Source organism: Pseudomonas sp. fls2-241-R2A-110 (genome assembly GCF_030209165.1).
GTDB lineage: Bacteria > Pseudomonadota > Gammaproteobacteria > Pseudomonadales > Pseudomonadaceae > Aquipseudomonas.
In genome coordinates this window covers 1-26,721 of record NZ_JARVSN010000043.1, presented here as the reverse complement: position 1 = coordinate 26,721, position 26,721 = coordinate 1, and the positions used below count along the sequence as shown (strand labels likewise).

Annotated in this window: 25 protein-coding genes; 12 read left to right on the top strand and 13 right to left on the bottom strand. The window is 59.3% G+C overall.

Annotated features, from left to right (window positions below; translation table 11 throughout):
* Positions 1–57: 57 nt before the first annotated feature.
* From QRN31_RS29765 to QRN31_RS29750, 4 genes are read right to left on the bottom strand one after another with little or no spacing between them, the layout of a single operon-like run.
* Positions 58–801, bottom strand: coding sequence for a penicillin-binding protein activator LpoB (locus tag QRN31_RS29765; RefSeq protein WP_285436399.1), 744 nt, complete (start codon positions 799–801; stop codon positions 58–60).
* Between the two features lie 3 nt (positions 802–804).
* Positions 805–1,395, bottom strand: coding sequence for a penicillin-binding protein activator LpoB (gene lpoB / locus QRN31_RS29760; protein ID WP_222590306.1), 591 nt, complete (start codon positions 1,393–1,395; stop codon positions 805–807).
* Between the two features lie 23 nt (positions 1,396–1,418).
* Entirely contained in the window at positions 1,419–1,790 is a 372-nt protein-coding gene (locus QRN31_RS29755) for a YcfL family putative periplasmic lipoprotein (protein WP_285436397.1), read from the bottom strand.
* Between the two features lie 12 nt (positions 1,791–1,802).
* On the bottom strand, positions 1,803–3,200 hold the full coding sequence (locus tag QRN31_RS29750; protein ID WP_285436395.1) for a COG3014 family protein: 1,398 nt from the start codon (positions 3,198–3,200) through the stop codon (positions 1,803–1,805).
* Positions 3,201–3,366: 166 nt separating this feature from the next.
* Here QRN31_RS29750 and QRN31_RS29745 point away from each other — a divergent pair, with 166 nt between their 5' ends.
* Both QRN31_RS29745 and QRN31_RS29740 read left to right on the top strand, forming a co-directional pair.
* Entirely contained in the window at positions 3,367–5,271 is a 1,905-nt protein-coding gene (locus QRN31_RS29745) for a cytochrome c/FTR1 family iron permease (RefSeq protein WP_285436393.1), read from the top strand.
* A gap of 107 nt (positions 5,272–5,378) precedes the next feature.
* Entirely contained in the window at positions 5,379–5,834 is a 456-nt protein-coding gene (locus tag QRN31_RS29740) for a YaiI/YqxD family protein (RefSeq protein ID WP_285436391.1), read from the top strand.
* 117 nt (positions 5,835–5,951) lie between these two features.
* On the opposite strand, the gene elbB is transcribed toward QRN31_RS29740, so the two are convergent.
* Complete coding sequence (gene elbB / locus QRN31_RS29735) at positions 5,952–6,620, bottom strand: isoprenoid biosynthesis glyoxalase ElbB (protein ID WP_285436388.1); 669 nt, start codon at positions 6,618–6,620, stop codon at positions 5,952–5,954.
* Between the two features lie 115 nt (positions 6,621–6,735).
* On the opposite strand from elbB, the gene QRN31_RS29730 reads away from it, so the two are divergent.
* The gene (locus QRN31_RS29730; protein WP_285436386.1) at positions 6,736–7,971 is read left to right on the top strand and encodes a sterol desaturase family protein; all 1,236 of its coding nucleotides are present in this window, start codon (positions 6,736–6,738) and stop codon (positions 7,969–7,971) included.
* On the opposite strand, the gene QRN31_RS29725 is transcribed toward QRN31_RS29730, so the two are convergent.
* A complete protein-coding gene (locus QRN31_RS29725; protein ID WP_285436384.1) occupies positions 7,952–8,575 on the bottom strand; it encodes a DedA family protein in 624 nt (207 codons plus the stop codon). The two genes, QRN31_RS29730 and QRN31_RS29725, sit on opposite strands and share 20 nt — an antisense overlap.
* A 205-nt stretch (positions 8,576–8,780) precedes the next feature.
* Here QRN31_RS29725 and hemB point away from each other — a divergent pair, with 205 nt between their 5' ends.
* Together hemB and ppk1 are read left to right on the top strand one after the other, a co-directional pair.
* A complete protein-coding gene (gene hemB, locus QRN31_RS29720; protein ID WP_008150323.1) occupies positions 8,781–9,794 on the top strand; it encodes a porphobilinogen synthase in 1,014 nt (337 codons plus the stop codon).
* A gap of 18 nt (positions 9,795–9,812) precedes the next feature.
* On the top strand, positions 9,813–12,044 hold the full coding sequence (ppk1, locus tag QRN31_RS29715; RefSeq protein WP_285436380.1) for a polyphosphate kinase 1: 2,232 nt from the start codon (positions 9,813–9,815) through the stop codon (positions 12,042–12,044).
* A 195-nt stretch (positions 12,045–12,239) separates the two neighbouring features.
* On the opposite strand, the gene ppx is transcribed toward ppk1, so the two are convergent.
* The 5 genes from ppx to QRN31_RS29690 all read right to left on the bottom strand — a co-directional run bounded on the left by ppx (position 12,240) and on the right by QRN31_RS29690 (position 16,798).
* Positions 12,240–13,742 (bottom strand): exopolyphosphatase, encoded by a 1,503-nt coding sequence (gene ppx / locus QRN31_RS29710; RefSeq protein WP_285436378.1) that lies wholly within the window; start codon positions 13,740–13,742, stop codon positions 12,240–12,242.
* A gap of 209 nt (positions 13,743–13,951) precedes the next feature.
* Positions 13,952–14,689 carry an amino acid ABC transporter ATP-binding protein gene (locus QRN31_RS29705; protein WP_285436377.1) on the bottom strand — a complete coding sequence of 246 codons (738 nt, stop codon included), beginning with the start codon at positions 14,687–14,689 and terminating at the stop codon, positions 13,952–13,954.
* A complete protein-coding gene (locus QRN31_RS29700; protein ID WP_285436375.1) occupies positions 14,676–15,326 on the bottom strand; it encodes an amino acid ABC transporter permease in 651 nt (216 codons plus the stop codon). The genes QRN31_RS29705 and QRN31_RS29700 overlap by 14 nt, the downstream gene beginning before the upstream one ends.
* On the bottom strand, positions 15,323–15,991 hold the full coding sequence (locus QRN31_RS29695; RefSeq protein WP_285436373.1) for an amino acid ABC transporter permease: 669 nt from the start codon (positions 15,989–15,991) through the stop codon (positions 15,323–15,325). The genes QRN31_RS29700 and QRN31_RS29695 overlap by 4 nt, the downstream gene beginning before the upstream one ends.
* A 21-nt stretch (positions 15,992–16,012) precedes the next feature.
* The gene (locus QRN31_RS29690; protein ID WP_285436371.1) at positions 16,013–16,798 is read right to left on the bottom strand and encodes a transporter substrate-binding domain-containing protein; all 786 of its coding nucleotides are present in this window, start codon (positions 16,796–16,798) and stop codon (positions 16,013–16,015) included.
* A 255-nt stretch (positions 16,799–17,053) separates the two neighbouring features.
* Here QRN31_RS29690 and QRN31_RS29685 point away from each other — a divergent pair, with 255 nt between their 5' ends.
* From QRN31_RS29685 to QRN31_RS29655, 6 genes are all read left to right on the top strand, one after another.
* Positions 17,054–17,761 (top strand): FadR/GntR family transcriptional regulator, encoded by a 708-nt coding sequence (locus QRN31_RS29685; RefSeq protein WP_285436370.1) that lies wholly within the window; start codon positions 17,054–17,056, stop codon positions 17,759–17,761.
* A gap of 120 nt (positions 17,762–17,881) precedes the next feature.
* Positions 17,882–18,211, top strand: coding sequence for a thioredoxin TrxA (gene trxA, locus QRN31_RS29680; protein ID WP_003177349.1), 330 nt, complete (start codon positions 17,882–17,884; stop codon positions 18,209–18,211).
* A 249-nt stretch (positions 18,212–18,460) separates the two neighbouring features.
* Positions 18,461–19,720 (top strand): transcription termination factor Rho, encoded by a 1,260-nt coding sequence (gene rho, locus QRN31_RS29675; protein WP_007942421.1) that lies wholly within the window; start codon positions 18,461–18,463, stop codon positions 19,718–19,720.
* A 304-nt stretch (positions 19,721–20,024) separates the two neighbouring features.
* On the top strand, positions 20,025–21,491 hold the full coding sequence (gene ubiD, locus QRN31_RS29665) for a 4-hydroxy-3-polyprenylbenzoate decarboxylase (RefSeq protein ID WP_149660221.1): 1,467 nt from the start codon (positions 20,025–20,027) through the stop codon (positions 21,489–21,491).
* Positions 21,491–22,459, top strand: coding sequence for a CDP-6-deoxy-delta-3,4-glucoseen reductase (locus tag QRN31_RS29660; RefSeq protein WP_285436365.1), 969 nt, complete (start codon positions 21,491–21,493; stop codon positions 22,457–22,459). The genes ubiD and QRN31_RS29660 overlap by 1 nt, the downstream gene beginning before the upstream one ends.
* A 273-nt stretch (positions 22,460–22,732) precedes the next feature.
* The gene (locus QRN31_RS29655; RefSeq protein ID WP_285436363.1) at positions 22,733–23,401 is read left to right on the top strand and encodes a gamma-glutamylcyclotransferase; all 669 of its coding nucleotides are present in this window, start codon (positions 22,733–22,735) and stop codon (positions 23,399–23,401) included.
* Here the strand turns inward: QRN31_RS29655 and glpT are convergent.
* Together glpT and QRN31_RS29645 are read right to left on the bottom strand one after the other, a co-directional pair.
* On the bottom strand, positions 23,377–24,726 hold the full coding sequence (gene glpT, locus QRN31_RS29650; protein ID WP_285436361.1) for a glycerol-3-phosphate transporter: 1,350 nt from the start codon (positions 24,724–24,726) through the stop codon (positions 23,377–23,379). The two genes, QRN31_RS29655 and glpT, sit on opposite strands and share 25 nt — an antisense overlap.
* Before the next feature lie 325 nt (positions 24,727–25,051).
* On the bottom strand, positions 25,052–26,029 hold the full coding sequence (locus tag QRN31_RS29645) for an NADPH:quinone oxidoreductase family protein (RefSeq protein WP_285436359.1): 978 nt from the start codon (positions 26,027–26,029) through the stop codon (positions 25,052–25,054).
* Between the two features lie 150 nt (positions 26,030–26,179).
* Here QRN31_RS29645 and QRN31_RS29640 point away from each other — a divergent pair, with 150 nt between their 5' ends.
* Positions 26,180–26,587, top strand: coding sequence for a flagellar basal body-associated protein FliL (locus QRN31_RS29640; RefSeq protein ID WP_038980837.1), 408 nt, complete (start codon positions 26,180–26,182; stop codon positions 26,585–26,587).
* Positions 26,588–26,721 lie beyond the last annotated feature (134 nt).

The following is a 26,721-nucleotide window of genomic DNA, read 5'->3' as shown; positions in this document are numbered from 1 at the left end:
GTGCATCGGGCGTTGGGGTGAAACAGGTGTAAACCTATTTCAGGACTAGACAAGGTTTCAGCGCAGAATGACTGGCGCGGTATCCGGCGGCAGGTCATTGCGTGGTTCTGGTTGCCCCGACGGCACATACCTGCCATCCCCGAGCTGTTCGATCAATTGGCGAACCACGTCCTCGCCCAAGGACCTCGATACGTCCCGCACCACTCGCGGGCGGTTCAGCGATACGTGGATATCACGATTGTTCACCAGTTTAGTGTCCTGGGCTTCACCCATGGCGGTGAACGCCGAGGTGATCTCGTACGTCCTGGTGTTGATCAGGCTGAAATCCGCGACCAGAGTGAGTGCCAGCACTGCCGAATAGCCGTCGGTAATGGCCAGTTCATTCATGTCATCGGTGAAATCGATGTCCGACAGTGTGCCGAACAACACGTATTCGGCCCCTTCGAATTGGCCAGCCTTGATGCGTCTGATCACGTCGTACACATCGCTTTTGGCGCTGGCGGTGTAGGGCGTGCCCTGAATCAACTGGAACCTACCGGTCTTGAGCATCTGGCCTTTGATGTCGCCACTGAAACGACGGATTTCGGACTGTTCCAGATAGCTGTTCTGCGTCGTGTACTCGTCATATCTGGACAAGCCGCTGACCCCGTAATAATCCTGCTGATGGTTGTCCCGGGCCGAGATCACGTGGACGTATTGATCCACGCTGGCTTCATAGGCAAGGTCGGTAACGGCGATTTTCGGGGCCGCCTGGGCGCTAACGGCGCAGGCCAGGGCCATGATGCCAATCCATGCACGCATTGCTTAGCGCTCCGTGGTTTTGCGGATTTCTTTCTCGTCCATCCACTCGGCCAGCCCGCTTTCGACGTCGACCAATTGCAGGCTGAATTTGTAGAAGACGTCCTTGTAGTCGTTGCTGCGCTTGATGATCGAACTGATCGAGCCTTCCAGACGATAGCGTGCAGCGATCATGTTGCCGGTTTTGGCCACCGTACTTTTTTTGTACAGACCGCTCTGGTTCTGCAGTTTGAGGTGGTCGACCTGGCTCTGCATGTCCGTGTTGTCGCTGGCAAAGCGCGCGGTGCCGGAGCGCATCAGTTGGGTCTTGATCGACGTGGTGATTTCGCGGGTATCGATGTACTCGCTGGTCTTGTTCATCACGTCGTAGACCTGAACCACCGGCCGTCCTTTCAGAACGCCCGACTGCGCGAGCGAGCGGGTCATGCTTTCAGCGATCATCTGCAGGTCAGTCGAGCCGAATTCGTTGGTCACCAGTTCAACAGCTTTCGGGTCGCCGTAGCTGATGTTGCCACTGCCCAGCACAGGCGAGCGATTCTCAGCGCAGCCACCGATCAGCAGCGCGGCCAGGGTCAGCAACGAAACGCGTAAAAACATGGGCAAGGTCTCAAGGGGACGGTTCACGGCGTATTGATCTCCAGACGGAAATCCACGGCTTGTGGCACGGGGGCGATGGCCGGCACAAAACTGGTTTGCCCTGCGTACAGGGTCAAGCTTTTCCAGGTGTCGGCTTCGGCCACGGGAAAACCTTCTGGCCCCATCCACAAATAGCGGTAATAGAGCGTTCGATTGTGGGTGTCGTTGTTGCTCAACTGCGCGTTGACTGTCAGGAAACCGTTCTCCCTGGCCATGCGCATCGGACCGATTGCCACGGCCTCAATCGGTCCCGTGGCCAGCACTTTGCTGGCGGCACTGCCCGGCTCCGGCGGCGGTTGGGTGGCGCAACCAGCCAACAGGGCCAGCGCGACAATAGCGAAGCGTTTCAATCCCATGAAATTCTCCGTTCAGGGGTGGGCAGGGCTGGCTGCAGACTGCGGTGCGGGATGGGGCGCGAGTTGCAAGGCAACATCAGCGGCGAATCTGCGGTTACCCACTGCGCGCAAGCTGAAGGCTTGATGTGTCTGTTCCACCTTGAAGCTGACCGGTTTTGCGTCCGGCGCATTGGGCACGGTCAGTTGATGCACGCCTTTCTTGAGGCGCAGGCGGGCGACCAGCGTCTTGTCCGGCAGTGTGCGCCAGACGCGGGTGTCGGCATCCTCGCGTTGCGTCTGCAGCAGGAGTGTTTCTTCAAGCTTCTCGGGCCTGTGCTTTTTCAGATAAGCCAGGTATTCGACATTGGATCGGGCGCGATGGAGCGTGCGTTGAATAATGCCCGGCATGTCGTCACGCAAGGTGCGCCGTGACATGTCGCCGAAGCTGTTGAGCAGCGTCAGCTTGTGTTTCTTGCCGTCCACCATAACGAAGTCCACGGGGGGCGTGGAGGTGTCGGGGACGATGATCGGGAACGACATGTTGGTGATGTAGGTTTCACCCTCGACATCCACCGAAATCGGCACGCGCACCGAACTGCGAGCCGGCGCCAGCCCGGTTTGCACGATCAACAGAAAATCACTTTCGTCCGCCTTGAGTGGGGATTTGGCCAGGTTGCGCAATGATTGTTCAAGCAGCGGCGTATCCGGGCGCAGTTCAATGGCCTGGCGATAGCCCGGTGCGGCGAGGTCTTTCTCGTCCAGCGTTTCATAGATGAAACCGGCGAGGTAATGGCTGAACGCACTCTGGTAGCTGTTTTTCAGTGCGATCACTTCGGGGGCGTCGAGGGTTGCTACCGGGTAGCCCTGAAGGTCCTGGAGTTTCATCGCGACCCCTTGCTCTTTGGCCTGGGTTTCCAGTTCCAGGTATTGCTTGTCACGTTTGTCGGCAATGGTTGCTTCGCGCTCGTGGGTTTTCTTGATCATGACGCGCGCCAGTTCCGTTTCGGAGCCGGAGAGCAGCATCAGGGCCATTTGCGTGGTGAGGGCGACTCTCTCGAAATCGTAGCCATCGTATAAGCGCACCTTGTCGTTGGCGCTGTAACTGTTGAACTCGGTGAATTTTTTGAAGGGGACGAACATAGGCGAATTGTCCCAGCCTTCAATCAACCGGTCGGCGTAGTCCCAATGTTGATAACTGTCGGGGAAATTACCGCTGAGGCGCAGCAATTCGCCTTTTTCGAAATGGTAAAGCAGGTCGCCCGGAGGAATGGGGTTGTTGCGGTCGAGTACGGCAACCGCACCATCGAGCTGACCGGCCTTGAAATAATCGAGGGTCTCGTTCAGTTCGGCGTTGTAGTCACGCAGGGTAGGACAGCCACTCAGTAGCAAACAGGCACTGAGTACAAACATGAGGCGCAGGCGGGTGACCATTTACCTTGAGTCTTCCTTGAAAAAAAGCCGCCATGAGGCGGCAAATTATAGACTTGGATGATGGCACTTTGTTCCTGTACTTCAGCGGCCGCCGCAGACAAAGCTTGAGTGAATGGCATTGGAAGTGAACAATGTGTTACTTCGTATTTCCAATTGAGATTCATTCATGACTGCCCCGTCCCGATTCCTGGCCTGGCTGGTGTTTCCGCTGTTTGCCTTGTGCAGTTTCAATCTGTTGGCCAACACCGTAGAAGGAGCGCCGCAAGCGCTGCATTTGCTCGATTACATCGGCGCGGATTACCCGGAGACGGTGCAAGCGGGCAAGGTCATTGATGAGGGTGAATACCGTGAGCAACTGGAATTCATCAAGGTGCTGCAAGGCTTGATCGCCGCGATGCCGGCCAAGCCGGAAAAAGACGGGCTGGAGCAGGGCATCAGCACGCTGCGCAATGCCATTTCTGCGCGTCAGGACGGTGCGGACATCGCCCGCCAGGCCCGCCAGCTCGGTGCAAAACTGGCCGTGGCCTATGAAGTCAGCCAGGCGCCGATCATTACCCCGGATCCGACACGGGGTGCGCCACTGTACGCCCAGCATTGTTCGGTTTGTCATGGTGAAACGGGGGCCGGTGATGGTCCGGCTGGTGTCGGTCTGACGCCGCCACCGGCCAATTTGCGTGATGCCGCGAGACTGGATCGCCTGAGCTTGTATGCGCTCTACAACACCTTGGGAATGGGCATCGAAGGCACCGACATGCCCGCTTTCGCCGATCAACTGGACGATCGCCAACGCTGGGACCTGGCGACCTACATCGCCAGTTTCAGTGCCGACCCGGCCGCAACAACATCAACATCCGAAAAAACCTACAACATCGCTGACCTGGCCCGTCAGACCCCCGTCGAAGTGCTGGCCGCTGACGGCCCACAAGCCGCGGCGACCTTCCGTGCGCAGCGTGCACAACCGGCGCAGGTCAAGCGCGGCCCGGCGCAGTTGCTCGATTACACCGCCGCTACATTGGACAAGAGCATCGCCGCCTACCGCGCCGGGGATCACGATCAAGCCTATGACCTGTCGGTAGCGGCGTATCTGGAGGGCTTCGAGCTGGTTGAAAGCTCGTTGGACAACGTCGACGCCAACGTGCGCAAGGACACTGAGAAATCGCTGATGGCTTACCGTCAGTCGTTGCAGGACGGTTTGCCGGCGGCCGAGGCGCAGCTGCGTCTGGACGCGGCCAAGGCCAAGTTGAAGCAATCGGCGGGTTTGTTGGGCAGTGATGGCTTGAGCTGGTCCCTGAGCTATATCTCCGGCCTGCTGATTCTGCTGCGTGAAGGGCTGGAAGCGATTCTTGTGCTGGCGGCGATCCTCGCGTTCCTGCGCAATACCGGCCAGCAATCGGCGGTGCGCAGTGTCAACGTCGGTTGGGGCCTGGCGCTGTTGGCGGGCCTGGGGACCTGGGCGGTGGCGGCCTATGCGATTGATGTCAGCGGATCGCAGCGGGAATTACTGGAAGGTGCGACGGCGTTGTTTGCCGCCGTCATGGTGCTCTGGCTCGGCGTGTGGATGCACGACCGTCGGCACGCCGCAGCCTGGCAGGATTACATCAAGAGCAGCCTGGTGGGCGGTGGCGGGCGTTTCGGGTTTGCGACGCTGGCGTTCTTCTCGGTGTATCGCGAGTTGTTCGAAGTGATTTTGTTCTACGAAACCTTGTGGTTGCAGGCAGGGCCTGCGGGGCATAACGCAGTGCTGGCCGGTGGCGCAACGGCGCTGGTGCTGCTGGTCGGCCTGGCGTGGGTGATCCTGCGGGGTTCGGCGAAGTTGCCGCTGGCGTTGTTCTTCAGCATCAACGCCGGATTGCTCTGTGCATTGTCGGTGGTGTTTGCCGGACATGGCGTGAAGGCATTGCAGGAAGCCGGCATCTTCGGCACTCGGCCGGTGGCGTTCTTCGACTTCGATTGGCTGGGGATCCACGCTGATGCGTATTCGTTGAGTGCTCAGGCGGTGGCGATCATTGCGATCATTGTGCTGTATGGGCGTAGCTGGATGGCGGAAAAGCGGCGGGTGCCGGCTTCTTAAGAGCATTCGCTGCGCTCATATTCGCGGGCAAGCCCGTTCCCACAGGTTTAGCGTTAACCTTGTGGGAGCGGGCTTGCCCGCGATGCTTTTCAAAAGAGGAAAACACAATGCGTGTCTGGATTGATGCCGATGCCTGTCCCCGGGCGGCCAAGGATCTGGTGGTGAAGTTTGCGCTCAAGCGCCAGTTCGAAGTGGTGCTGGTCGCGGGACAGCCGCAGACCAAGCCCGGCCTGGCCCTGGTCAAGCTGATCGTGGTGCCGAGCGGCCCGGATGCAGCGGACGATTATCTGGTGGAGTACGCGGTGCCGGGTGAGCTGGTGATTTGCAGCGATGTACCGCTGGCGGATCGGCTGGTGAAGAAAGGCGTCGCCGCGCTGGACCCACGAGGCAAGGAGTTCGATGCGCAAAACATGGGCGACCGGCTGGCGGTGCGCAACCTGTTCACCGATTTGCGTGAACAAGGCCAGATGAGTGGCGGGCCAGCGCCGTTTGGCGAACGGGAGAAGCAAGCGTTCGCCAATGCGCTGGACCGGATCCTGACACGGCTCACACGCAAAACCTGAGTCTTGCAAAGAACCCTGTGGGAGCGGGCTTGCTCGCGATAGGGCCGGCACTTTCAACATTGATGGCGCCTGATAGGTCGCTATCGCGAGCAAGCTCGCTCCCACATTTGAATCGGGTCAGTCGTCGTTTTCGTGGGTCAGTTCGAGGACGCGGTCGACCAGTTTGTTGATGCCCGACGCCGCTTCGCTGATCGATTGAGCCAGCATGTACGCCGGGGTGCTGACCAGTTTGCGTGCCTTGTCTTCAACAATTTCCGTTACCGCGCAGTCAGCGTGGGTCGCGCCCATCTTGTTCATGGCGGCGGCGGTATCGGCGTCATTGCCGATGGTGCAGGTCACGCCCGGCCCATAAATCTTCGCCGCCAGCGCTGGCGAGATGCAGATCAGGCCGACCGGTTTCCCCGCTTCGGCGAACGCTTCGGTCAAGGCCAGGACATCCGGTTGAACCGTGCAGCCAGCGCCTTCGATGGCGAAGTTCGACAGGTTCTTGGCCGCGCCGAAACCGCCAGGCACGATCAGCGCGTCGAAGTCTTCGACGTTGGCCTCACGAATGTCCTTGATGTTGCCCCGGGCAATCCGCGCCGACTCCACCAGCACGTTACGCGACTCGGGCATTTCGTCGCCGGTCAGGTGATTGATCACATGCAACTGCGCAATATTGGGGGCAAAGCATTGCACCTGGGCGCCACGCTGGTCCAGTCGCAGCAGGGTGATCACGCTTTCGTGGATCTCGGCGCCGTCGTACACGCCACAACCGGAAAGGATCACTGCGATTTTTTTGCTCATGGGTTTTTCTCCAGATTCATGGCGTTAAATGTCCACTAATTTGTCACTCGTTGCCATAGGGTTAATTCACGGCTACACCTAGCATCTGTCCTCAAGATTCCGATCAGGGCGCGTCATGGACTTCATTCTGTATGCGGTGCCGTTCTTCTTTGTGTTGATCGCCGTCGAGCTGCTGGCCGATCGTTGGCGCGGGGTGAGCAATTATCGGGTGGCGGATGCGATCAACAGCATCAGCACCGGGGTGTTGTCGACCACCACCGGCCTGCTGACCAAGGGTGTCGGCCTGGTCACCTACGCCTTTGCCCTCAAGCATCTGGCGCTGTTCGAACTGTCTGCCGACAGCGTCTGGGTCTGGGTGTTGGCCTTTGTTCTCTATGACTTCTGTTACTACTGGCTGCATCGCATGGGCCATGAGCGCAACATCCTCTGGGCCGCGCACTCGGTGCATCACCAGAGCGAGGACTACAACCTCTCCACGGCCTTGCGCCAGACCAGTACCGGTTTCCTGTTGAGCTGGATTTTCTACTTGCCGATGGCGGTGGTCGGGGTGCCGCTGCTGGTGTTTGTCAGCGTTGCGGCGTTGAACCTGCTGTATCAGTTCTGGGTGCATACGCGGCACATTCCCAAGCTTGGCTGGTTCGAGTGGTTTTTCGTGACGCCGTCCAATCATCGGGCCCACCACGCGCAGAACGCTCTCTACATGGATCGCAACTACGGCGGGGTGTTCATTATTTGGGACCGTCTATTTGGCTCGTTTCAGGAAGAGGACGACAACGAACCGGTGATTTTCGGTGTGACCACGCCTTTGGCGAGCTGGAATCCGTTGTGGGCCAACGTGCAGTTTTATGCGCAGCTTTGGGACGATGCGCGACGGGCTGAAAGCAAATGGGACACGTTGCGGATCTGGTTCATGCGCACTGGTTGGCGGCCAGCGGATGTGGCGGCGAAATACCCGATGAGCAAGCCGGACTTGAGCCAGTTCCGTAAATTCGAGGTGCCGCTGGACGGGCGTCAGCAGTTGTACGTGGCGGTGCAGTTCTGTGTCTACATCGCGCTGGGCAGCTACTTGATGAATCTGGAACCGAGTTTGCCGACCGCAGCGCTGGTGCTGGGCTGGAGTGCCGTGGCGCTGGGTCTGTTTACGTTGGGGATGGCCCTGGAGAATCGCCCGCAGGCGCTGAAGCTGGAGCTGCTGAGGCTGGCGTCGAACGTGCCGCTGGTATGGCTGGCGCCGCTGGTCGGGTTATGGCCGGCCAGTGCGGCGGGTTGGGTCGGCGTGCTCAGTTACAGTCTGCTCAGCGGGATCGGTCTCTACTGTTGTAGAAACCGCTTCACTCGACTGGCGTCTTAGTCTCGGCAGCCTTGGCCAGTTCAGCCTGCTCGTCGGCGTAGATCTTCTTCGCCAGACGGGCATTCTTGAAGCGGCGGCGCAGCCACAGGCACAGACCCAGCAGGAGCAGGGCGCCAAGGACCCACAGCTCGTACTTCTTGACGCTGCCCAGCATGCCTTCGAGCACCGCGCCGAAGTGATAGGCCGCAGCAGCCAGCGCGGCCGCCCAGATCGCAGCACCAATCCCGTTGAGCAGCAAATAACGTCCTGGTGGATAACCCGACAAGCCGATTGCCACCGGCATCACCGTGCGCAGGCCATAGACAAAGCGGAAGCTCAGCACCCAGATGTCCGGGTGTTTGCGAATATGTTCCAGCGCCCGGTCACCCATCAATTGCCAGCGTGGTTTGCGCGCCAGCAATTTGCGCCCGTGCTTACGCCCGAGGAAATACCACAGCTGATCGCCGGCATAACTGCCACAGAAAGCCACGATCGTGACGATCTGGATGTCCATGTATCCGCGGAACGCGAGGAAGCCTGCGAGAACCAGAATGGTTTCGCCTTCGAAGAACGTACCGAGAAAAAGGGCGAAGTAGCCGAATTCCTGAAGAAATTGTTGGAGCATTGTCTGGGTGCTGGCGAAATGAACGCGCAGCCTAACCCTTCGTGCACATTCATGAAAGTGTCCAAATGTGTCTCGACGTGAACATTTCCTACAAGGACAATGGAATGCGACTACCTGTCACAGGGGTGCACATAACTGTAATACGACCGTCATAATGGTCGCTTATAACTGTCACGCTCGCCCCCAGCGGGCTCAGGAGTCTGCCGTGAGCTTTACCCCCGCCAACCGTTTGTTTCCTGCAACCCGCCTGCGCCGCAACCGTCGTGATGATTTTTCGCGTCGACTGGTTCGTGAAAACGTACTGACCGTCGATGACCTGATCCTGCCGGTATTTGTGCTGGACGGTGAAAACCGTCGCGAAGCGGTGGCGTCGATGCCGGGCGTCGAACGCCTGACCATCGATCTGTTGCTTGAAGAAGCGGCGAAGTGGGTCGAACTGGGGATTCCCGCGCTGGCCCTGTTCCCGGTGACGCCACCGGAACTCAAGTCCCTGGACGCCGCTGAAGCCTGGAACCCCAACGGTATCGCCCAACGCGCCACTCGCGCCTTGCGTGCGCAGTTCCCTGAGCTGGGTGTGATCACTGACGTCGCCCTCGACCCGTTCACCACCCACGGGCAGGACGGCATCCTCGACGAAGAAGGCTACGTGCAGAACGACATCACCGTCGACGCACTGGTCAAGCAGGCCTTGTCCCACGCCGAAGCCGGTGCTCAGGTGGTGGCTCCGTCGGACATGATGGACGGTCGCATCCAGGCAATTCGCGAAGCGCTGGAGCTGGCCGATCACGTTAACGTGCGGATCATGGCCTACTCCGCCAAGTACGCCAGCGCCTATTACGGCCCGTTCCGCGATGCGGTGGGTTCGGCGCTGAACCTGGGCAAGGCCAACAAAGCGTCCTATCAGATGGATCCGGCCAACAGCAATGAAGCCCTGCATGAAGTGGCGGCGGACTTGTCAGAAGGCGCGGACATGGTCATGGTCAAGCCTGGCATGCCGTACCTGGACATCCTTTACCGGGTCAAAGAAGAATTTAAAGTGCCGACCTTTGTTTATCAGGTCAGCGGTGAATACGCCATGCACATGGCGGCGATACAGAATGGCTGGTTGAGTGAAGGAGTTATCCTCGAATCCCTGACCGCTTTTAAACGAGCAGGGGCTGATGGCATCCTGACTTACTTTGCCGTGCGTGCCGCTCAATTGTTACGAGAGCAAAAATAGCCCTCACAGGAACATTCCATGAATACCGAAGGACTCACTGAAGTTGCCGTAAAAGACGCTCAACCCCTGGTGGAGCAAATCGCCGAGACCCCGCCGGAGCTGGAGCCAGCTCCCGTCGTGGTGGTGGCCGATGGCGCCGCCGCCGCCGCCGCGGCCCCGGCGATTGCCATTCCCGGTCTGGATGACAGCAGCCTGTATATCCACCGCGAGCTGTCGCAACTGCAGTTCAATATCCGCGTGCTGGAGCAGGCGCTGGACGAGTCCTATCCCTTGCTGGAACGGCTGAAGTTTTTGCTGATCTTCTCCAGCAACCTGGACGAGTTCTTCGAAATTCGTGTGGCCGGCCTGAAGAAGCAGATCACCTTCGCCCGTGAACAGGCGGGCGCCGATGGCCTGCAACCACATCAGGCCCTGGCCCGCATCAGCGAGCTGGTACACGGTCATGTCGACCGCCAGTACGCGATCCTCAACGACATCCTGCTGCCGGAGCTGGAAAAACATCAGGTCCGCTTCATCCGTCGTCGTCACTGGAACACCAAGATCAAAACCTGGGTGCGCCGCTATTTCCGCGACGAGATCGCTCCGATCATCACCCCGATCGGCCTCGACCCGACGCACCCGTTCCCGTTGCTGGTGAACAAGAGCCTGAACTTCATCGTCGAGCTCGAAGGTATCGACGCCTTCGGTCGCGATTCCGGGCTGGCGATCATCCCTGCGCCGCGCCTGTTGCCGCGTATCATCAAGTTGCCGGAAGAAGTGGGTGGGGCTGGCGACAACTATGTGTTCCTGTCGTCAATGATCCACGCGCATGCCGATGACCTGTTTCAGGGCATGAAGGTCAAGGGCTGCTACCAGTTCCGTCTGACCCGAAACGCCGACCTCGCGGTCGATACCGAAGATGTCGAAGACCTGGCCCGCGCGCTGCGCGGTGAGTTGTTCTCCCGTCGCTACGGTGACGCGGTGCGCCTGGAAGTGGCCGACACATGCCCGAAACACCTGTCCGACTACTTGCTCAAGCAGTTCAACCTGCACGAGACCGAGTTGTATCAGGTCAACGGTCCGGTCAACCTGACCCGGCTGTTCAGCATCACCGGCCTGGACAGCCAGCGAGCGCTGCAATACATGCCGTTCACGCCGCAGATCCCGAAACTGTTGCAAAACAGCGAGAACATTTTCAGCGTGATCAGCAAGCAGGACATTCTGCTGCTGCACCCGTTCGAGTCGTTTACCCCGGTGGTCGACCTGCTGCGTCAGGCTGCCAAGGACCCGCATGTGTTGGCGGTCCGTCAGACCCTTTACCGTTCCGGTGCCAACTCGGAAATCGTTGATGCGCTGGTGGATGCGGCGCGCAACGGCAAGGAAGTCACCGCGGTGATCGAATTGCGCGCACGGTTCGATGAAGAGTCCAACCTGCAACTGGCCAGCCGTCTGCAAGCGGCCGGTGCGGTGGTAATTTACGGTGTGGTCGGCTTCAAGACTCACGCCAAGATGATGCTGATCCTGCGTCGTGAGGCCGGCGAAATCGTACGCTACGCCCACTTGGGGACCGGCAACTACCACGCGGCCAACGCCCGTCTGTACACCGACTACAGCCTGCTGACGTCCGATGATGCCTTGTGCGAAGACGTCGGCAAACTGTTCAGCCAGCTGATCGGCATGGGCAAAACCCTGCGAATGAAGAAGCTGTTGCATGCGCCGTTCACGCTGAAGAAGGGCATGCTCGACATGATTGCCCGCGAAACCCAGTTCGCCCTCGATGGCAAACCGGCGCACATCATCGCCAAGTTCAACTCGCTGACCGATCCGAAGATCATCCGCGCGTTGTACAAGGCCAGCCAGTCCGGGGTGCGTATCGACCTGGTGGTGCGCGGCATGTGCTGCCTGCGTCCGGGCATCGCCGGGGTTTCGCACAACATCCACGTGCGTTCGATCATCGGTCGTTTCCTGGAACACACCCGGGTCTTCTACTTCCTCAATGGCGGTGAAGAACAGATGTTCCTCTCCAGCGCCGACTGGATGGAGCGCAACCTCGACAAGCGCGTCGAGACTTGCTTCCCGGTGGAAGGCAAGAAGCTGATCATGCGGGTCAAGAAAGAGCTGGAGCTCTACCTGACCGACAACACCCACAGCTGGAGCTTGCAGGCGGACGGTCGTTACATCCGCAACACACCGACCGGCAACCAGAACCCGCGCAGTGCGCAGGCGACCTTGCTGGAACGTCTGGGCAGCCCGATCCTGGCTGTGCGTTAACGCACAAAACCTGTGGGAGCGGGCTTGCTCGCGAAGGCGTCGTTTCAGTCAATATCGTTGTTGCCTGACACACCGCTTTCGCGGGCAAGCCCGCTCTCACATGAGGTTTATGGTGTTTGCTGGATGCTGGATGCTGGATGCTGGACATGAAAAAGGCCTTCCGAAGAAGGCCTTTTTTTATTTCAGCGAACGTCTTTAGCGAACGTTGAGGATGAACCCCACACGGGTCAGCCATTCCGCTTCCAGGGCGAAGTCGGCCTGGGTCAGCTGGTTTTCGTCCAGCCAGTTTTCCGGGAACAGTACATCGAGGTTCTCGCCGTTGGCTTGCAACACGACCTGAGGCATTTCCTGGGTGCCGCGGATGTGATGGAACAGGATCGCAAAGCGCAGCAGCACGCACAGGCGAATCAGCTTGATGCCTTCATCGCCGAACTCGGCAAACTTGTCCTTGGGAATATTGCGACGGTGGCCCCGTACCAGTAGCGCGAGCATTAACTGGTCTTCGCGGGAGAACCCGGCCAGGTCCGAGTGCTCGATCAAGTAGGCGCCGTGCTTGTGGTACTGATAGTGGGCGATGTCCAGGCCCACTTCATGCACCTTGGCCGCCCAGCCGAGCAATTCGCGCCAGACGCCGTCGTCCAGCTCCCAGTCTTCGGCGACCTGATCAAAGGCATGCAGCGCTTTGCGCTCAACGCGTGCCGCTTGTTCCAGATCGACGTGATAACGCTCCATCAAGGAGCTGAGCGTGCGCTCACGGACGTCTTCGTGATGATGACGGCCCAGCAGGTCGTAGAGCACGCCTTCGCGCAGGGCGCCTTCACAGTGGTCCATGCGTTGCAGCTCAAGGGCGTCGAAGATCGCTTCGAGAATCGCCAGACCGGCGGGGAAGATTGCCCGACGGTCAGGCTTGATGCCTTCAAAATCGATCTTCTCGACGTCGCCGAGTTTGAACAGTTTGCGCTTGAGCCAGGCCAGGCCTTCGGCATTGACCTCGCCGGCGCCGTGGCCGCCGGCTTTCAGCGCCAGGCCAATGGCGCGAATGGTGCCCGAGGAGCCGATGGCTTCATCCCAGGTCAAGCGGTGCAGGGCGTGCTCGATGCTCATGATCTCCAGCCGCGCCGCGGTGTACGCCTGGGCGTAACGGGCCGGGGTGATCTTGCCGTCCTTGAAATAACGCTGGGTATAACTGACGCAGCCCATTTGCAGGCTTTCGCGCAGCAGCGGTTCGAAGCGCTGGCCGATGATGAACTCGGTACTGCCACCGCCGATGTCGGCGACCAGGCGTTTGCCCGGGGTGTCGGCAAGGGTGTGGGACACGCCGAGATAGATCAGGCGCGCTTCTTCACGGCCGGAGATGACTTCCACCGGGTGGCCGAGGATTTCTTCGGCGCGGCGGATGAATTCGTTGCGGTTACGGGCTTCACGCAGGGCGTTGGTGCCGACGATCCGCACGGCGCCGGGAGGCATACCGTTGATCAGTTGGGCAAAACGCTTGAGGCAATCGAGCCCGCGTTGCATGGATTCTTCGCTGAGCTGACGCTCTTCGTCGATGCCGGCGGCCAGCTGAACCTTCTCCCCGAGACGTTCGAGAATACGGATTTCGCCATTCTGGGCCTTGGCCACGACCATGTGAAAGCTGTTGGAGCCCAGGTCGATCGCGGCGATCAGGGACAGATTCTTGGCTTGGGATTGCGGCATGATCAGGGGGTCTCGGTCGATTACCTCGACATCGTGCCACGATCAACCGCTGGCGCCAACGCGTAGCGTTCAATGCCTTGATCCGGCGCAGGAAAGCGGGGGATCTGATCGTTCCCACGCTCCGCGTGGGAATGCAGCCCGGGACGCTCTGCGTCCCATTGGAACGCAGAGCGTCCCTTGAGGCATTCCCACGCGGAGCGTGGGAACGATCAGAGGGTGTTTTCAACCGTGCCAATGAAATTCGCCAGCTCCGCGGTCTGCGGATTGGCGAACAACACCTTCGGATCCCCTACCTCATGCACCTTACCCTGATGCATGAACACCAACTTATCCCCAACCTCCCGGGCAAAACGCATCTCATGGGTGACCATAATCAAAGTCATTCCTTCCCTGGCCAGTTGGCGAACCACGCTGAGCACCTCGTTGACCAGTTCCGGGTCAAGCGCCGAGGTGATTTCGTCGCACAGCAACACTTTTGGCGACATTGCCAGGGCCCGGGCAATCGCCACCCGCTGCTGCTGTCCACCTGACAGCCGATCCGGGAAAGCGTCAAACTTCTCTCCCAGCCCGACGCGCTCCAGCATCTCCCGCGCCAGCACGGCTGCTTTGGCTTTAGGCACTTTCTGCACCACTTGCGGCGCGAGCATGATGTTCTCGCCCACGGTCAGGTGCGGGAACAGGTTGAACTGCTGAAACACCATCCCGACTTTCTGCCGCAAGCTGCGCAGGTCGGCGCGAGCGGCATCCAGGTATTCGCCGTCGACTTCAATCACGCCATCGTTGATCGACTCCAGGCCATTGAGCGTGCGCAGCAACGTCGATTTGCCCGAGCCGCTGCGGCCGATGATCGCCACGACCTGGCCCTCCTCGACGCTCAGGTCGATGCCTTTGAGCACATGGTGGTCGCCGTAGTATTTATGCAGGGCGGAAATTCTAAGCAGAGGCATGCAGTCTCCTTTCCAGGTAGCGCGCACTGAGGGACAAGGGAAAACAGAGCAGGAAGTAACCGAGGGCCACGAGGCCGTAGACCATGAACGGTTCGAACGTCGCGTTGGCGAGCATGCCGCCGGTCTTGGTCAGTTCGGTGAAGCCGATGATCGAGGTCACGGCGGTGCCTTTGACCACTTGCACCGAGAAGCCCACCGTCGGCGCCACGGCGATGCGCAGGGCTTGCGGCAAGATCACGTAGCGCAATTGCTCCAGCGGGTTGAGCGCCAGGCTCGACGAGGCTTCCCACTGGCCGTTGGGAATCGACTCGACGCAGCCGCGCCAGATCTCTGCCAGGTAGGCGCTGGTGAACAGCGTCAGGGCCAGCGCTGCCGCCATCCACGGTGAAATCTCCACGCCGGCAAGGGCCACACCGAAAAACACCAGAAACAGCTGCATCAGCAGCGGCGTGCCCTGGAACAGTTCGATGTAGGTGCGCGCGACGTTGCGTGGCAGGGACTTTTTCGAAATGCGCATGACCATGATCAGCAAACCGATCAAGCCGCCGCCAATAAACGCCACCAGCGACAGCGCCAGCGTCCATTGCAGGCCGGTGAGCAGGTTGCGCACGACGTCCCAGAAGGTGAAATCGCTCATTGGCTGCTCCTTGCGATGTAGCGCCGGCCGATCCAGTTCAGCAGTTGGCGGATCAGCAAGGCCATGCACAGATAAAGCAGAGTGGTCAGGGCGTAGGTTTCAAACGCGCGGAAGTTGCGCGATTGAATAAAGTTGGCGGCAAAGCTCAGTTCTTCGGTGGCGATCTGCGAGCAGACTGCCGAGCCGAGCATGACGATGATGATCTGGCTGCTCAACGCCGGCCAGACCTTGCCCAGCGCTGGCAGCAAGATCACGTGGCGAAAGGCTTCGAAGCGGGTCATCGCTAGCGCGGCAGCGGCTTCGAGCTGTCCACGGGGAATTGCCTGAATGCCCGCGCGAATGATCTCGGTCGAGTAAGCCCCCAGGTTGATCACCATTGCCAGCACCGCCGCCTGCCATTCTGAAATCTGCAGGCCCAGCGACGGTAAGCCGAAGAAGATGAAAAACAATTGCACCAGAAACGGCGTGTTGCGGATCAACTCGACGTAAACCCCGAAAATCGCCGAGAACGGGCGAATGTTCCACGCCCGCACCAGCGCCCCGACGATGCCCAGCCCTACGCCCAGCACCGCGCCGATGGCCGTTAGTTCAAGGGTGAACAGCGCACCGCGCAGCAGCAGGTCGGTGTTTTGCACCACCGGTATGAAGTCGAACTGATAGGCCATATCAAATCTCCCGGGCGACGATCAGAGATCGGCCGGCAGCGGCTCTTTGAGCCAGGTCCGGGAATTTTTCTCCAGCGCGCCGTCAGACTTGGCGGACGCGAGGATCTGGTTGACCTTGCCCAGCAGCGCCGGCTCGTTCTTGTTCACGCCGACATAGACCGGCGAATCCTTGAGCTTCACTTTCAACGCGGGTACGCGCTTTGGATTTTTTTCGCTGATCGCGACCATCACCACGTTGCCGCTGGCAATCAGGTCGACTTGCCCTGCGAGGTACGCGGCGATCGTCGAGTTGTTGTCTTCAAAGCGCTTGATGGTCACGCCTTCAGGGGCGACTTTGGTCAGTTCGATGTCTTCGATGGCGCCACGGGTGACGCTGATGGTCTTGCCCTTGAGGTCGTCGAGGCCTTTGATGTCGGCGTCTGGCGGGCCGAATACGGCGAGGTAGAACGGCGCGTAGGCGCTGGAGAAATCGATGACTTTCTCGCGATCGGGGTTTTTGCCCAGGCTTGAAATCACCAGGTCGACCTTGCCGGTGGTCAGGAACGGGATGCGGTTGGTGCTGTTGACCGGGGTCAGTTCGAGTTTGACCTTGAGTTGGTCGGCGAGCAGCTTGGCGGTGTCGATATCTAGGCCGCGCGGTTTCATGTCGGGGCCGACCGAACCGAACGGCGGGAAGTCCTGAGGCACGGCCACCTTGAGGACGCCACGTTTGACCACGTCCTCCAGTCCGTCGGCATGGGCGGGCACCTGGCTGAGCATCAGGCTGGCAAACAGGGAGGCGAGGAGGGCGCTGTAACGCAGGGTCATGGCAAATCTCCGGATCGGCGAGAAGTAATTTCTGCGGATCGACAGAGCACGGGCCATGCCAAGAATCGGTTTTGGGGGTTGCAGGCCACGGTTTTGCTGGGTTGATTCGGTCTTACTGGTCTGAACAGTTGCGCCGGGATTCGCACCCCGATGGCGCATCTGCCCAAACCGTCGAACCCCCATGGGGCACGACTTGCCGGGCGCTGCGAATAGCTTTAAAACTAGCGGCACATTCGCCTGGTCCGTCTGAAAAACATGAACTCGATTTCCCGAGCCGTACCTGAAGTGGCGCTGCAAGCCATCCGCAAACTCATCACCGAGCAGGGTTTCGGGCCGGGTGATGCCTTGCCCTCGCAGCGGGACCTGGCGGTGCAATTGGGGGTTAGCCGGGCGTCGTTGCGCGAGGCGTTGTCGTCGTTGAGTGCGTTGGGCGTGGTCAGCATTCAGCCCGGTAAAGGCGTGTTCGTGCAGTCGCCAGTGGATCTGTCACGTTCAGAAGCGGCGTTGAGCTGGCCGTTCGCGGCCCAGGCTTCGCCGCTGGATATTTTCCAGTTGCGCTATGCCCTTGAGGGTTTCGCCGCCGGCTTGGCCGCCGGGACCCTGAGTACGCAGGAGCTCGATGCGCTGGAAGACAACGTTGCTGCCATGCGCAACGAGTTGAAGGCCGGCGATTTCGAGGCGGCAGCGCGACTGGACTTCGAATTCCACCGGCGGATCCTGCTCGCCAGCGGCAATCAGGCGATGCTGAGTATCCTGACGGCCAGCGCCGAGATCTTTCTGGAGAGCCAGAAGCTACCGTTCATCCGGGCCGAAAGGGCCCTGGAAACCTGGCAGGAGCACCGCAAAATCCTTCGTGCGCTGGCTCGGCGCTCGTCCTCCGCGGCGCAGAAGGCCATGCATGAGCATGTGCGCAACGCGGCACTGCGCACAGGAATTGCCTTCGTCGCTCCCGCCACCTCATGACTTGAGCTATACCCAAACTCATGCGCCACCATAGCGAGACTCAATCATCTGCACCTTCCTGAACGAGGGAAGGGCGGCTATGATGGGCCACGTTTTTTTGCTTACAACCTGGAGACTTCCATGAGCAGCGATCTTATCAAACACGTTAGCGACGCTAGCTTCGAGGCCGACGTACTCAAGGCCGAAGGCGCTGTACTGGTCGACTACTGGGCTGAATGGTGCGGCCCTTGCAAAATGATCGCTCCTGTTCTGGACGAAATTGCTGAAACCTACAAAGGCAAGCTGACCATTGCCAAGCTGAACATCGATGAAAACCAGGAAACCCCGGCCAAGCATGGCGTGCGTGGCATCCCGACACTGATGCTGTTCAAGAACGGCAACGTTGAAGCGACCAAGGTCGGCGCACTGTCGAAGTCGCAACTGGCTGCTTTCCTCGACGCCAACATCTAAGCGTCGTTGTAAAGTGTCCGAAAAAAGGCCCCGCACATTGCGGGGCCTTTTCGTTATTCAGGGCTAGACGCTCTGAAACTCAGGTGGTACATTCGGCCCCGCACTGGTTTCTCCATTGCCCCCTGCTAGCCGTCGCCGACGCACTCCTTTTCGAATAAGTACGCGATCCTGTCGCCTTCTCTGCGGCGCGGCCTCATTAAGCCAAAAGCTTAATTTCCCCCCCTCCATAAATGATTACGTCATTCCTATATGAATCTGACTGAACTCAAGCAAAAGCCGATTACCGAACTGCTCGAATTGGCCGAACAGATGGGCATAGAAAATATGGCCCGTTCGCGCAAGCAGGACGTGATTTTCTCCCTGCTCAAAAAGCACGCGAAAAGCGGCGAGGAAATCTCCGGTGATGGCGTGCTGGAGATTCTCCAGGACGGCTTCGGTTTCCTGCGCTCCGCTGACGCTTCCTATCTCGCCGGCCCAGACGATATTTACGTCTCGCCGAGCCAGATCCGCCGTTTCAACTTGCGCACCGGTGACACCATCGTTGGCAAGATCCGCCCTCCAAAGGAAGGCGAGCGTTATTTCGCACTGCTCAAGGTCGACACGATCAACTACGATCGTCCCGAGAACGCGAAAAACAAGATTCTCTTCGAGAACCTGACCCCGCTGTTCCCGACCGTGCGCATGAAGATGGAAGCCGGCAACGGTTCCACCGAAGACTTGACCGGTCGTGTCATCGACCTGTGCGCCCCGATCGGCAAAGGCCAGCGCGGTCTGATCGTTGCACCGCCCAAAGCGGGCAAGACGATCATGCTGCAGAACATCGCGGCGAACATCGCACGTAACAACCCTGAAGTTCATCTGATCGTGTTGCTGATCGATGAGCGTCCGGAAGAAGTAACCGAAATGCAGCGCACCGTGCGCGGCGAAGTGGTTGCCTCGACGTTCGACGAACCGCCAACCCGCCACGTGCAGGTTGCCGAAATGGTGATCGAGAAGGCCAAGCGCCTGGTCGAACACAAGAAAGACGTGGTGATCCTGCTCGATTCCATCACCCGTCTGGCCCGCGCCTACAACACCGTGATCCCGAGCTCCGGCAAAGTGCTCACCGGTGGTGTGGATGCCCACGCACTGGAGAAACCGAAACGTTTCTTCGGCGCTGCGCGCAACATCGAAGAAGGCGGCTCGCTGACCATCATCGCCACCGCGCTGGTTGAAACCGGCTCGAAGATGGATGAAGTGATCTACGAAGAATTCAAAGGCACCGGCAACATGGAACTGCCTCTGGATCGTCGTATCGCTGAAAAACGCGTCTTCCCGGCTATCAACATCAACCGTTCCGGCACCCGCCGCGAAGAGTTGCTGACTGCCGATGACGAGTTGCAGCGTATGTGGATCCTGCGCAAGCTGCTGCACCCGATGGACGAAATCGCTGCCATCGAGTTCCTGGTCGACAAGCTGAAAACGACCAAGACCAACGACGAGTTCTTCTTGTCGATGAAGCGTAAGTAAGACGGTTTTCCAACCGCCAGGAATGGCGCCCTTCGGGGCGCCATTTTTTTTGCCTGAAAAGTGTGATGACGCAGGGCTTTGCCGTGTCGAGCAAGATGGTCACTCGCTTTAGACCGATGACAATCACCTGTCCGAGGTCGGTGCCCGCTTCATCGCGCCGGTGCTTGAGCCGCTGTTCAAGCGCCTGCAAACCCTGGCGGCGCTGCGCAATGGCAACGTGAATGCGGCCAAGTAAGCAGCGATAAGCTGCCAGCGAGCGGCAGAGCAGGTAGGATGTACGCCTATTTTAGGGGGGCCATCGTCAATGAAATTCAAGGACCTTCGGGATTTCGTGCAGCAGCTTGAGCAGCGCGGAGAGTTGAAACGCATCCAGATCCCCGTCTCTCCAGTGCTGGAGATGACCGAAGTCTGTGATCGCACGCTGCGGGCAAAAGGTCCGGCGCTGCTGTTCGAAAACCCGACCGGGTACGACATCCCGGTCCTCGGTAACCTGTTCGGCACCCCCGAGCGGGTGGCCATGGGCATGGGGGCCGAGGCGGTCAGCGAGCTGCGCGAAATCGGCAAGTTGCTGGCTTTCCTCAAAGAACCCGAGCCACCGAAGGGCTTGAAGGATGCCTGGTCCAAACTGCCGATCTTCCGCAAGATCATCGCCATGGCGCCCAAAGTCGTCAAAGACGCGGTATGCCAGGAAGTGGTGATCGAAGGCGACGACGTCGACCTCGCAATGCTGCCTGTGCAGACCTGCTGGCCCGGCGACGTCGGTCCGCTGATCACTTGGGGCCTGACCGTCACCAAAGGCCCGAACAAGGATCGCCAGAACCTCGGCATCTACCGCCAGCAAGTGATCGGCCGCAACAAGGTGATCATGCGCTGGCTGAGCCACCGTGGCGGCGCGTTGGATTACCGCGAGTGGTGCGAAAAGCATCCTGGCCAGCCGTTTCCAGTGTCCGTGGCACTGGGCGCTGACCCGGCGACCATTCTCGGCGCCGTGACGCCGGTGCCGGACAGCCTCTCCGAATATGCGTTCGCCGGTCTGCTGCGCGGCAACCGCACCGAGCTGGTGAAGTGCCGTGGCAACGACCTGCAAGTGCCAGCCACCGCCGAGATCATCCTTGAAGGCGTGATCCATCCGGGCGAGATGGCCGATGAAGGTCCGTACGGCGATCACACCGGTTATTACAATGAAGTCGACAGCTTCCCGGTGTTCACCGTCGAGCGCATCACCCACCGGATCAAACCGATTTATCACAGCACCTACACCGGCCGTCCGCCGGATGAGCCGGCGATTCTGGGCGTGGCGCTGAACGAAGTGTTCGTGCCGATACTGCAGAAGCAGTTCCCCGAAATCACCGACTTCTACCTGCCGCCCGAAGGCTGCTCCTACCGCATGGCCATCGTGACCATGAAGAAGTCGTATCCGGGCCACGCCAAGCGGGTAATGCTCGGTGTCTGGTCGTTTTTGCGACAGTTCATGTATACCAAGTTCGTTATCGTCACGGACGACGACATTAACGCGCGGGACTGGAACGACGTGATCTGGGCCATCACCACGCGCATGGACCCCAAGCGCGACACGGTGATGATCGACAACACGCCGATCGACTACCTCGACTTCGCCTCGCCGGTCTCTGGCCTGGGGTCGAAGATGGGGCTCGATGCCACGCATAAATGGCCGGGCGAAACCACTCGCGAGTGGGGCCGGGTCATCGTCAAGGACGAAGCCGTGACCAAGCGGATCGATGCCATCTGGAATCAGTTAGGAATAGATTGATGCGTGTAACCTTGCAGCCCTCCGGAGCAGTGCTTGAGATATTGCCCGGCGAGCGGATTCTCGATGGCGCGCGGCGCCTGGGTTATGAATGCCCGCAAAGCTGCCGCAATGGCAATTGCCATGTGTGCGCGGCCTTGCTGGTAGAAGGGCGGGTCGAGCAGGCCGGCGGTGTGCGCGATCATGGCGAGTTCTACACTTGCATAGCAGAGCCGCTGGAAGACTGCATCGTGCTGTGGGATGGCGTGCTTGCGCTGGGAGAACTGCCGGTGCGCAGCTTGTCGTGTCAGGTCATTGAATGCAGGGACGTCGGCGGGGATACCTTCCGCGTGCATCTGCGAGCGCCGGCCGGCAAGCCGCCGCGCTATCACGCCGGTCAGTATTTGATGATCGAGCGCGAGAACGGCGAGAAATCCGCCTTCTCCCTGGCCTCGGCACCGCACTCGGGGCGCGACCTGGAAATTCATGTGCTGGCGCGCGAAAGCAGTGCGCTGAATCTGATCGAGCAACTTCGGCGCAATCCGATGGTGCGGATCGAGATGCCGTTCGGCGATACCCACCTGGCGGAATTGCCCGACGGTCCGTTGGTGTTGATTGCCGCCGGCACTGGCATGGGGCAGATCCACAGCCTGATCGAACATTGCCGCGCCATTGGCTTCAAGCATCCTGTGCATCTGTATTGGGGCGTGCGTCGACCTGAAGACTTTTATGCCATCGAACATTGGGATGAGTGGTTAAAGCTGCCCAACCTGTTCCTGCATAAAGTCGTCAGTGATCAATGCGGCTGGCAAGGGCGCTGCGGGATGCTGCATGAGGCGGTATGTGAAGATTTCCAGGACCTCAAAGCCTTGCATGTCTACGCCAGTGGCTCACCGGCCATGGTCTACGGCACGCTGGATGCGTTGGTCGACGCCGGGATGGACGCTCACCAGATGCGCGCAGACGTTTTTGCGTACGCGCCGCGATCTTGATCCTCGATCTTGATCCTCGATCTTGATCCTCGATCTTGATCCTCGATCTTGATCCGCGATCTTGATCCTGGATCTTAAATCGTTATACCTCCCTATATAGCCGATCGGTATTTATAAATTTATATAAATGCCGGTAGGTTATATCTCGTTCAGGTAATTATTCAAAAACAGTGCGTGGCACTTAAATTGCCTTAAAACATATGTGCCTTATTGTTACAGCGGTGCGTTCTATTTAGTAATTCTTTATTCGCGGGGAGCTGAACGCTATTCGCCATGAGTGCCATCGAATCTGGATTTTTGAATCTGGCTTACCCTCCGCGGCTCGATCTGGGGCCGCAGCTTACGCACGAACAATTGCTCAGCTCGATGCAATCGACCATGGCGCGCCACAAGGGCGGGCCGGTCTGGCTGTTTGCCTATGGTTCGCTGATCTGGCGCCCCGAATGCCCGGCGGTTGAACGTGTTCGCGGCCGAGTGCATGGCTACCATCGCGGTTTGTACCTGTGGTCCCACGAACATCGCGGCACCCCCGAAGTGCCAGGGCTGGTCTTTGGTCTGGATCGGGGTGGTTCTTGCAGCGGCTTCGCTTATCGCTTGCCTGAAGAACAACTTGAAGCGTCGCTCTATGCCTTATGGCAACGAGAGATGCCATTCCCGTCCTATCGCCCACACTGGCTCAATTGCCGTCTCGAAGATGGAAGCCAGGTTCAGGCGTTGGGTTTTGTATTGGAGCGACACCTGCCCAGCTATGCCGGCAACTTGCCGGATCACGTGCTGAGTCATGTGTTCGAAAACGCTTGCGGGCGTTACGGCACCACTCGCGATTATGTCGAGCAGACCGCCAACGCCCTGCGTAGCCACGCCATGCCAGACCGGAATCTGGAGGCGCGGCTCAAGCGCTGCAAGTCAAAAGTCGATCAGGCGATCGCTTCGCGGGTCTGACTGGCGACGTTCTTGTGGCCCAATGTCGGCGCCAGGAACACCATCGCCAGCAGGCAGGCAACGACCAGCAAGATGAAGCCGCCGTCCCAACCGAAATAGTCCACGGTGTAACCCATCAGGGCACTGGCTGCGACTGAACCGCCCAAATAACCGAACAGACCGGTAAAGCCCGCCGCCGTACCCGCGGCTTTCTTCGGTACCAATTCCAGCGCCTGCAAGCCGACCAGCATCACCGGACCGTAGATCAGGAAGCCGATGGCGAACAGCGAGATCATGTCGATCATCGGGTTGCCTGGCGGATTGAGCCAATACACGATTGTCGCAACGGTCACCAACGCCATGAACACCATGCCGGTCAGGCCACGGTTGCCACGGAAGATCTTGTCCGACATCCAGCCGCACAACAACGTGCCGGGAATCCCTGCCCACTCGTACAGGAAGTACGCCCACGAGGTCTTGTCAAAGTCGAAATGCTTGACCTCTTTGAGGTAGGTCGGGGCCCAGTCCAGGATGCCGTAGCGCAGCAAGTAGACGAAGACATTGGCCATGGCGATGAACCAGAGCATTTTGTTGCGCAGCACGTATTTGACGAAGATGTCCTTGGCGCTGAATTCCTCTTCGTGGCTGGCGTCGTAGCCTTGCGGGTAATCGTTCTTATACTTCTCGATCGGCGGCAAGCCGGTCGATTGCGGCGTATCGCGCATCACAATGAAGGCAAATACGGCGACCAGCAGCGCCACGACGGCCGGGACATAGAACTTACTGTGCCAGTCGTTGAACCAGCCCATGCCGAGAATCGCCAACGGGCCGATCAAGCCGCCGCCGACGTTATGCGCGGTGTTCCAGACCGACACCACGCCTCCGCGTTCTTTCTGCGACCACCAGTGCACCATGGTCCGGCCACTCGGTGGCCAGCCCATCCCTTGTGCCCAACCGTTGATGAACAACAGGATGAACATCATGGTCACGCTGGACGTTGCCCATGGCGCGAAACCGAACACGAACATCACCCCTGCAGAGACCACCAGGCCGAAGGGCAGGAAGTAACGCGGGTTGGAGCGGTCGGAGACGATGCCCATCAAAAACTTGGACAGGCCGTAGGCGATCGCAATCGCCGACATGGCCACGCCCAACTGACCCTTTGTGTAGCCTTGGGCGATCAGATCCGGGAACGCCAGTGTGAAGTTCTTGCGCAGCAGGTAGTAACCCGCATAGCCAATGAAAATCCCGGCGAAGATCTGCCAGCGAAGGCGTCGGTAGGTGCTGTCTATTTTTTCTTCAGGCAATGGAGCCTGATGTGCGGCAGGACGAAAGAAAGCAAACATTCAAGAGCTCCAGATTTCTTGTTTTGACTGCGGATGCGAATGTTACAGTTTCGTTACCGAAAATAGCACCGGTTCGCATTAGCAAAACAGCGGAAATCAGGGCGATCGCATGTTCTTTTACGAACATGTCGCTCAGGTATAAGTGAAGGGCGGTATGGGAGCCGTCCTATGCCGCTACACCCGAGCCTATTTTTTGAATGTGATTTGTACGCAGTAGTTGGAGCGCGAGCTGCTCCTATCGTTGATCGCCAACCTGAACAGGCGCGTTTCTCTGGGCCCGGACAATAAAAAAGCGGCCTGGCTAAACCAGACCGCTTTTCCTGGCTCAGCGAACTTGAACCACCACTTTGCCGACCGCCTTGCGCTGGCCAAGATCATTGATCGCCTGCGCCGCATTGCTCAGCGGGTACACCTGAGACACCAACGGCTTCAGCTTGCCTTCGGCAAACCAGCCAAACAGTTGCTGGAAGTTCGCCGCGTTGTCCTGCGGCTGGCGTTGGGCAAAGGAGCCCCAGAACACACCGACCACGGCGGCACCCTTGAGCAGCGCCAGGTTCACCGGGAACTCCGGGATCCGTCCGCTGGCGAAGCCGACCACCAACAGGCGGCCGTTCCAGGCGATGGCGCGCACGGCCTGGTCAAATAGGTCGCCGCCGACTGGATCGTAAATAACATCGGCGCCCTGGCCGTCGGTCAGGCGTTTGATTTCGTCCTTGAGGCTGGTTTCGCTGTAGTTGATCAGCTCATCGGCGCCAGCAGCCTTGGCCACGGCCAGCTTCTCGGCGCTGCTGGCGGCGGCAATCACGCGGGCGCCCATGGCCTTGCCGATTTCCACCGCAGCCAGGCCAACACCGCCGGAAGCGCCGAGCACCAACAGGGTTTCGCCCGGTTGCAGGTTGGCGCGTTGCTTGAGCGCGTGCATCGAAGTGCCGTAGGTCATGCTGAAGGCAGCGGCGGTGTTGAAGTCCATCGACGGCGGAATCGGCAGCACGTTGTAGCCCGGCACTGCGACCTGTTCGGCGAAGCTGCCCCACCCGGTCAGGGCCATGACCCGGTCACCGACCTTGAGGTGACTGACCTTTTCACCCACCGCACTGACCACGCCCGCCGCCTCACCGCCCGGCGAGAACGGGAAGGGCGGCTTGAACTGGTATTTGCCCTCGATGATCAGCGTGTCCGGGAAATTCACCCCGGCGGCGTGCACGTCCAGCAGGATTTCATTCTTCTTCGCGACAGGGCTGGCGACCTCTTCCAGCACCAGCGATTCGGCAGGGCCGAAGGCTTTGCACAGCACGGCTTTCATCAGGGCTATTCCTTTGGGAGTGATGGCCGATAAGTGTAGGTGTGTGAGTCGATGGGTCAACGAGCATGCCCGACCCTGATAGTCAGCCATAAGCTTGTGCTTGAGCGGCGGGTCGTTATGCTAGGCCGCAAACCGGATAAGGAGCGAATTGTGAAAGCGTGGATCATGTTGTTGCTGGCCCTGTCTCTGCCTGTGGCAGCGATGGCCGAAGAAGCCAAAGAAGGTGAAGCTCCGAAGGTCAATTACATCACCTTGAGCCCGCCGTTCGTGGGCAATTACGGGCTGGACGGTACGCCAAAGCTCAAGGTCTACAAGGCCGATGTGGCATTGCGCGTGACCGGTGAGGAGGCCACCAAAGCGGTGAAGGCCAACGAGCCGTTGATTCGCAATCAGTTGGTCGCGTTGTTCGCACAGCAGACGACCGAGGCGATGAATAACGTCGAAGCCAAGGAGAAGCTGCGCCAGGAAGCCCTGAAGCAGACTCAGCAAGTGATGAACGATGAAACGGGTAAGCCGGTGGTTGAGGATTTGTTGTTTAACAACCTGATCATTCAGTGAGCCCCCCCGTTTTGCTAGTAGTTCTGTTCACTTAAGATGGTTTTGGGGTTGGGGTTGGGGTTGCGGTTGCGGTTGCGGTTGGGGACATATCCGTTTCTGCGGTAACGGCGGCTTAGGGTTCCGCCCTGACGGCG

What these genes read in the sequence shown, in the direction of transcription:
- QRN31_RS29765 (WP_285436399.1), bottom strand. Translation starts at nt 801, where the DNA reads ATGCGTGCATGGATTGGCATCATGGCCCTGGCCTGCGCCGTTAGCGCC.
- lpoB (WP_222590306.1), bottom strand. Translation starts at nt 1,395, where the DNA reads ATGTTTTTACGCGTTTCGTTGCTGACCCTGGCCGCGCTGCTGATCGGT.
- QRN31_RS29755 (WP_285436397.1), bottom strand. Translation starts at nt 1,790, where the DNA reads ATGGGATTGAAACGCTTCGCTATTGTCGCGCTGGCCCTGTTGGCTGGT.
- QRN31_RS29750 (WP_285436395.1), bottom strand. Translation starts at nt 3,200, where the DNA reads ATGGTCACCCGCCTGCGCCTCATGTTTGTACTCAGTGCCTGTTTGCTA.
- QRN31_RS29745 (WP_285436393.1), top strand. Translation starts at nt 3,367, where the DNA reads ATGACTGCCCCGTCCCGATTCCTGGCCTGGCTGGTGTTTCCGCTGTTT.
- QRN31_RS29740 (WP_285436391.1), top strand. Translation starts at nt 5,379, where the DNA reads ATGCGTGTCTGGATTGATGCCGATGCCTGTCCCCGGGCGGCCAAGGAT.
- elbB (WP_285436388.1), bottom strand. Translation starts at nt 6,620, where the DNA reads ATGAGCAAAAAAATCGCAGTGATCCTTTCCGGTTGTGGCGTGTACGAC.
- QRN31_RS29730 (WP_285436386.1), top strand. Translation starts at nt 6,736, where the DNA reads ATGGACTTCATTCTGTATGCGGTGCCGTTCTTCTTTGTGTTGATCGCC.
- QRN31_RS29725 (WP_285436384.1), bottom strand. Translation starts at nt 8,575, where the DNA reads ATGCTCCAACAATTTCTTCAGGAATTCGGCTACTTCGCCCTTTTTCTC.
- ppk1 (WP_285436380.1), top strand. Translation starts at nt 9,813, where the DNA reads ATGAATACCGAAGGACTCACTGAAGTTGCCGTAAAAGACGCTCAACCC.
- ppx (WP_285436378.1), bottom strand. Translation starts at nt 13,742, where the DNA reads ATGCCGCAATCCCAAGCCAAGAATCTGTCCCTGATCGCCGCGATCGAC.
- QRN31_RS29705 (WP_285436377.1), bottom strand. Translation starts at nt 14,689, where the DNA reads ATGCCTCTGCTTAGAATTTCCGCCCTGCATAAATACTACGGCGACCAC.
- QRN31_RS29700 (WP_285436375.1), bottom strand. Translation starts at nt 15,326, where the DNA reads ATGAGCGATTTCACCTTCTGGGACGTCGTGCGCAACCTGCTCACCGGC.
- QRN31_RS29695 (WP_285436373.1), bottom strand. Translation starts at nt 15,991, where the DNA reads ATGGCCTATCAGTTCGACTTCATACCGGTGGTGCAAAACACCGACCTG.
- QRN31_RS29690 (WP_285436371.1), bottom strand. Translation starts at nt 16,798, where the DNA reads ATGACCCTGCGTTACAGCGCCCTCCTCGCCTCCCTGTTTGCCAGCCTG.
- QRN31_RS29685 (WP_285436370.1), top strand. Translation starts at nt 17,054, where the DNA reads ATGAACTCGATTTCCCGAGCCGTACCTGAAGTGGCGCTGCAAGCCATC.
- trxA (WP_003177349.1), top strand. Translation starts at nt 17,882, where the DNA reads ATGAGCAGCGATCTTATCAAACACGTTAGCGACGCTAGCTTCGAGGCC.
- rho (WP_007942421.1), top strand. Translation starts at nt 18,461, where the DNA reads ATGAATCTGACTGAACTCAAGCAAAAGCCGATTACCGAACTGCTCGAA.
- ubiD (WP_149660221.1), top strand. Translation starts at nt 20,025, where the DNA reads ATGAAATTCAAGGACCTTCGGGATTTCGTGCAGCAGCTTGAGCAGCGC.
- QRN31_RS29660 (WP_285436365.1), top strand. Translation starts at nt 21,491, where the DNA reads ATGCGTGTAACCTTGCAGCCCTCCGGAGCAGTGCTTGAGATATTGCCC.
- QRN31_RS29655 (WP_285436363.1), top strand. Translation starts at nt 22,733, where the DNA reads ATGAGTGCCATCGAATCTGGATTTTTGAATCTGGCTTACCCTCCGCGG.
- glpT (WP_285436361.1), bottom strand. Translation starts at nt 24,726, where the DNA reads ATGTTTGCTTTCTTTCGTCCTGCCGCACATCAGGCTCCATTGCCTGAA.
- QRN31_RS29645 (WP_285436359.1), bottom strand. Translation starts at nt 26,029, where the DNA reads ATGAAAGCCGTGCTGTGCAAAGCCTTCGGCCCTGCCGAATCGCTGGTG.